This window comes from Aneurinibacillus sp. REN35 (assembly GCF_041379945.2).
Lineage (GTDB): Bacteria > Bacillota > Bacilli > Aneurinibacillales > Aneurinibacillaceae > Aneurinibacillus.
The window spans coordinates 1-415 of the sequence record NZ_JBFTXJ020000037.1; the positions used below are offsets into that span (position 1 = coordinate 1).

1 rRNA gene is annotated in these 415 nt (G+C 55.9%); it reads left to right on the forward strand.

The annotated features are described in order from the left end of the window. Positions 1 to 415, forward strand: a 16S ribosomal RNA gene (locus AB3351_RS23580); the annotation flags it as partial.

Genomic DNA, 415 nt, shown 5'->3' on the forward strand with positions numbered 1-415 from the left:
GCAGCGGTGACAGGTGGTGCATGGTTGTCGTCAGCTCGTGTCGTGAGATGTTGGGTTAAGTCCCGCAACGAGCGCAACCCTTGTCCTTAGTTGCCAGCATTCAGTTGGGCACTCTAGGGAGACTGCCGTCGACAAGACGGAGGAAGGTGGGGATGACGTCAAATCATCATGCCCCTTATGTCCTGGGCTACACACGTGCTACAATGGATGGAACAACGGGCAGCCAACTCGCAAGAGTGAGCGAATCCCTTAAAACCATTCTCAGTTCGGATTGCAGGCTGCAACTCGCCTGCATGAAGCCGGAATCGCTAGTAATCGCGGATCAGCATGCCGCGGTGAATACGTTCCCGGGTCTTGTACACACCGCCCGTCACACCACGAGAGTTTGCAACACCCGAAGTCGGTGAGGTAACCG